Here is a 5,524-nt window from a genome sequence, read left to right on the forward strand (position 1 = left end):
ATCACGACCGGCGGGAGCTGCTCGCTGCCGTCGGCCTGGAGAACCGCGAAAGCGCATGAGCACATGTCTCACCCGTGGAGCGCAGAGGTCAGCCTCCGGCATGTTGCGCAGGCGGGATGGCGCTGTGGATCGGGGTAATCCTGCGCGCTCTCGCCACAGCTCGGACGCCTAACCACCATCCCTCATGCCGCCAAGAGCGCGGCAGGTAGCGCCAACGCTTCATCAGGCCAGGAGCGCGAAGGCTGCCGCTTCTGTGCTGTCTGTGCTCGTGTGGGATCGGCTGCCGGCGACGGGTGACACGACCTGCGGCTCCCGTGCGGATCGTCAGATCCCACTGTGTGTCGGTGGGTGAGTCGGGGTTGAGGTGACGGACGAGCGGACGAGCGGACGAGCGGACGAGCGGAGCTCAGGTGGCGCGGGGAAGGCGGGTGAGGACGGCTGCGAGCTCGGCGAGGGGGTAGCCGCTGAGGGGCGCGTACCCGTGCACGGTGAGGAGGTGTGAGAGGTCCTCGAGCAGGGCGAGGGTGAGGGCGCTGCCGCCAGAGGTGCTGGGTGGTTGGTAGTGCCAGCCGTCCTGGTCGTACCACTCGTGGCCGTCCATGGGCTCGACGATGCCGCGCCGTGGGGACGTCGGGGGTGCCAGCGCCGGAGGCTGTGGACAACGACGGCCGACGCGGGACTTCGGGCTGCATGGACGGGGCACCCGTCGCCGGCTGGGGCACTCGGGGACGTTCCTGGGGCACGTGGTGACGTTTTGGGGACGCCTCGGCGCGACGGTCGGCAGGTGCGTCGGCGCCGGCTGACGCGTCCGGAGGCGGCCTCAGGTGACCCAGCCAGCCCGAAGCAGCCACCAGCTCGCCGACTCTCGTCGTGCCGCGCCGTCGGAGCGACCGCTGAGCCGGGCCGTGCGACGGCTCCTGACGGACTCGTGCGGCCGCCCGCGCCTGCTCGTGCGGTTTTCGTGCGTCTCTCGTGCGGAATCCGTGCGTTTTCCGTGCGCCCGGTGCCGAGGGTGGCGGGCGTGATCAGCGTGTGCATGCTCGGCGGCGCCGGCGGAGGTGACGGCCGGCAACTCGGCCGCTACTACCGCCACGGCGCCGCCTGCGAGGCCGAGCTCGAGCAGCTCCCGGACCCGGGCCTGGACGTCCCCGGTCTGGACGAGCTGCCGGAGCCGGTCCGTGCAGAGGCGCTGCGCTACTACGCGAAGGCGGAGGAGCTCGCGGCCGCCCGCTGGGTCGGGGACGGCGCCGCCGCGTTCGGCCTGACCGGGCGGGTCGACGACGCCGGCATGACCCGGTTCGCGGAGCTCCTCGACGGGCGGCTGGACGGCGAGCAGGTCGCCCGGCCGGTCTGGCGGGAGAGCGCCACCGGGCACCTGGACGTCGCGACGCTGCTCGACGCGCTGGAGGCGCACGCCGAGGCGCAGGGCACGACGGTGGAGGGGCTGTTCGCCGGCAATCCGGCCGCGGCCGCGACCTACGCCGGCCTGCAGCGGCGCACCGCGGGTGGGCGGGACTGGGTCCGCCCCGAGACCGCGCTGGAGCTGTGCCTGGCCGCCGGGCTCGACGTGAGCGACGTCTACCGGAGCCCGGACGGCACCGACCGCTACCTCGAGGCTTCCATGCGGACCCTGGAGCGGGACAACGTCCGCAGGGTCGGGATCGACGTCACCGTCTCCGCCCCCAAGAGCGTCAGCACGCTGGCCGCGGTAACCACCAACGCCCAGGCGGTGGACGCGATCATGCGCTGCCACACCCTCGCCACCAACGAGGCGCTGTCGTATCTGCAGCGGCACGCCGGGCACGCGTTCCGCGGCCACCACGGCGACGGGCAGCAGATGGCCACGATCGGCACAGCCGGCTGGATCGGCGCGGCGTTCACCCACCACACGTCACGGGCGGACGACCCGCAACTGCACACCCACCTCGTCATCGCGAACGTCCTCCAGGGCGATGACGGCCGGTGGAGCGCGGTGGACTCCCGCGCGGTGTTCCGGCACGCCAAGACCGCCGGCTACCTCTACCAAGCCGCCCTGCGCCATCACCTCAGCGAGCAGCTCGGCGTCACCTTCACCGAACCGGTCAAAGGAGTCGCCGAGATCGAAGGCATCCCCCGCGAGGTCCTGCAGGAGTTCTCCACCCGCCGTCGCGACATCCTCACCGCCCTGAACGGCGCCGCCCCCAGCGGCCCGGCCGCCGACGCCGCGCCGGTGGGCGTGTTGAGCCGCGGGCGGCGCCGCGCGGCGCAGGCCGCCTGCCTGGCGACTCGGCCGGTCAAGACCCACCGCACGTCGGAGCAGCTCCGGCCGAGCTGGCGCGACCGCGCCGCCCAGCACGGCCTCCCCACCCTGGACCACCTCCTCCGCCTCCCCGACCGCGCGCACGATGTCGCCGAGCGCGTGCCCGACCAGCCCGGCGACCGCGCGCCGGGATCACCGAGCCGTTCCCCCGCGGTTCATGGGTGGTCACGGCCGAGCCTCCGGGAGGTCCGCGAGCCCGCAACCGGAACGCGCAGCCCCGCTTCGTCCGGGCCCCTTACCGCCCCTGCCGAGCCGGCGGGCCTGCCTCATGGTGCGGCGACGGTGAGGCCGAGCATGGAGCAGCTCGCCGGGCACCTGTTCGGCCCGGCCGGACTGACCGCGAACAAGACCGACTTCGACACCCGCGACGTCGTGCAAGCCCTCTGCGAGCTCCTCCCGCCGACCGCGACCGGCGACGCCTTCACGGTCGAGTGGCTCGCCGCGCGGCTGCTGGACCACCCCGACGCGATCCGCCTCGACCCTGACCAGAACGGCGGCGCGGAGCGGGGCCTGGTCTACTCCAGCCGCGACCTCGTCAGCACCGAGCACCGGGCCCTGACGCTGGCCGCGATCGCCACCCGCGCCCCGGCTGCGGACCGGCAGGCCCTCACCGACGCGCTCGCCCGGACCGGAGCGGGGCTGAGCAGCGAGCAGCGCGCCGCGGTCCTGAAGCTCGCGGCCGACCCGCGGCTGGCGACCGTCCTCGTGGGCCCGGCCGGTAGCGGCAAGACCGCCACCCTCGCGACCCTGCACACCTACTGGGCAGCGCAGCAGCGGCCCGCGCTCGGTGTCGCCCTCGCCGCCCTGACCGCCCAACGGCTGCAGGCCGACAGCGGCATCCCGAGCCGCAGCGTCGCCGCGCTGCTGCACCACCTCGACACCCCCGACCGCGAGACCGGCCGGCGACCCGGCCTGCCCGCCGGTGCGGTCGTGGTCGTCGATGAAGCCGGGATGGTCGGCACCCGCGGCCTCACCCGACTGCTCGAGCACACCCACAGCGCCGGCGGCAGCCTGCTGCTCGTCGGCGACCCCGCCCAGCTCGGCGAGATCGACGCCGGCGGCCTGTTCCGCCACCTCGCGCAACCCGCGCTGCGGCCCGCCGAGCTCAGCAACAACCAGCGTCAGACCCACCCCTGGGAGCAGCGAGCCCTGCTCGACCTCCGGCACGGCCACACCCGAAGCGCCGTCGACGGCTACGCCAGCCACGACCGGATCCGCACCGCGCCCGACCGCGACACCCTCCTCGCTCAGCTCGCCGACGACTACCTGAAAGCCGACCGCACCAGCACGATCGTGCTCGCCACCCGGCGCGACGACGTCGCGGCCCTGAACAGCCTCATCCGCACCGGCCTGCAAGCCACCGGGCGGCTCCCCGCCGACACGCTCGTCCTGCACGACACAGATGGACGCCCCCTCCCCCTGGCCGTCGGCGACCAGCTGCTCAACACCCGCAACCTCACCACCGCCGCCGGCCGCAAGCTCCTCAACGGCACCCGGCTCACCGTCACCGCCGCCGTCACCCGCGGCGTCACCGTCGATGACGGGACCGACCGGCACGTCCTCGACACCGCGACCGCCGGCGCCGTCCTGCAGCACGGCTACGCCACCACGATCCACAAAGCCCAAGGCGGCACCGTCGACCACGCGCTCGTCCTTGCTGACGACCTCACCGCCCACGCCGCCTACACCGCCCTCTCGCGCGGCCGGCACACCAACGTCCTGTACCGGACCAGCGACGGCGACCCACGAGAGCAGCTCATCAAAGACCTGCAAGTCGCGGGCAGCGACCGCCTCGCCCTCCCCCGCGTCGCGCAACCTTCCCGGCACTACGAGCCTGTCGTTGAGCTTCAGATCTCGAGCCGGGACCTGAGCCGAGGGCTCGAGCGGTGAGTCGCGTGTCCACAGGCTGGCGGGCATGACGTCGCGGCCGCGGCCGAAGTGCGCTGTCATATCTGGGCTGCTGTTGTGAGGTGTCCGTGAGCAAGCGACGAGTCTTCGGCTCGATGCGGCAGCTTGCCTCTGGCCGCTGGCAGGCCAGGTACACCGCGCCGAGCGGCGAGACGATTACGGCACCGACGACCTTCCGGACCAAGGTCGAGGCCAGCCGCTACCTGGCGGACGTCGAGTCGCGCATCGCAGCCCAGGTGTGGCAGGACCCCGCACGCGCCCGCGTCGCGTTGCGGCCCTTCGCCGAGAACTGGCTGCTGCACCGCACCGTGCGCGGACGTCCTCTCGCGCAGCGGACCGTCGACACCTACCGCAACAGCCTCGACCGGTGGGTGCTGCCGGACCTCGGCGACATCGCGCTCGGCGACCTCACCGCGCCTCGCGTGCGGAAGTGGCACAGCGAGCTCGCGGGCAGGACCGGACCCACCGCGACCCGTCAGGCCTACGCGCTGCTGCGGGCGATCCTCAACACTGCCGTCGACGACGAGGTCATCGCCCGCAACCCCTGCCGCGTGAAGGGGGCCGGGCAGCCGGTCATGAAGGAGCGACCGCTTCTCGACCTTCGGCAGGTCGAGCAGCTGCGTCGAGCGATGCCCGAGCACCTGCAGGAGCTCGTCGTCGTGGCGCTGTGGGCGCACACCCGTATCGGTGAGGCCCTTGCTTTGCGCCGTGGCGACTTCGACCCAGAGCAGGGGACGCTGCGCATCGAGCGTCAGCAGATCGAGCTCGCCGGCGGCGGCGTGCGGATCGTGCCACCGAAGGCAGGCAGCGCCCGAACGACGCACCTCCCCCGCCCCGCGGTCGCTGCCGTGACCAGGCAGCTCGAGCAGCTCGGTCCCGGTCTGCCGTCGGCACCGCTGTTCACCGGCCGCAGGGGCCGGCCGCTCCGAGCCGCGCACGTGCAGCACGCCTGGTCCAAGGCTGCCAAGGGTGTGGGGCTCGACGGCGTGCACTTCCACGACCTGCGGCACGCCGGGCTGACTCTCTCCGCCCAGTCCGGCGCCACGTTGGCCGAGGTCATGCGGCGCGCTGGCCACGTGAGCTCGCGCGCCGCGCTGCTCTACCAGCACGCCGCGGATCAGCGCGACGCCGCGATCGCGGACCTGCTGTCGACCTACGCCGAGATGCAGCTCGGGGAGCCGTAACCCCGATCTGGCACGGATCTGGCACGTGATCTTGTTCGGCGGGCCGAACGACACCGCTGTCAGCACCGGCCTGTAACGGAAACCCGCAGGTCAGAGGCTTGGCGGAGGCGGAAGGGAATCGAACCCTCCAGGC

General features: G+C 73.1%; 3 protein-coding genes. 2 read left to right on the forward strand and 1 reads right to left on the reverse strand.

All coding sequences use genetic code 11. From position 1 onward, the window contains the following. Window positions 1-406 precede the first annotated feature (406 nt). Window positions 407-601 (reverse strand): hypothetical protein, encoded by a 195-nt coding sequence (locus tag JF597_RS48885; protein WP_294012282.1) that lies wholly within the window; start codon window positions 599-601, stop codon window positions 407-409. A gap of 420 nt (window positions 602-1,021) precedes the next feature. On the opposite strand from JF597_RS48885, the gene mobF reads away from it, so the two are divergent. Both mobF and JF597_RS48895 read left to right on the forward strand, forming a co-directional pair. Further along, window positions 1,022-4,189 carry a MobF family relaxase gene (gene mobF / locus JF597_RS48890; protein ID WP_294012285.1) on the forward strand — a complete coding sequence of 1,056 codons (3,168 nt, stop codon included), beginning with the start codon at window positions 1,022-1,024 and terminating at the stop codon, window positions 4,187-4,189. 86 nt (window positions 4,190-4,275) lie between these two features. Beyond that, on the forward strand, window positions 4,276-5,391 hold the full coding sequence (locus JF597_RS48895) for a tyrosine-type recombinase/integrase (RefSeq protein WP_294012288.1): 1,116 nt from the start codon (window positions 4,276-4,278) through the stop codon (window positions 5,389-5,391). The last annotated feature ends 133 nt before the right edge of the window (window positions 5,392-5,524 follow it).

It is taken from the genome of Streptomyces sp., assembly GCF_019510245.1.
Lineage (GTDB): Bacteria > Actinomycetota > Actinomycetes > Streptomycetales > Streptomycetaceae > Streptomyces.

Coding starts and splice junctions, on each gene's coding strand:
- JF597_RS48885 (WP_294012282.1), bottom strand. CDS start 601: ATGGACGGCCACGAGTGGTACGACCAGGACGGCTGGCACTACCAACCA.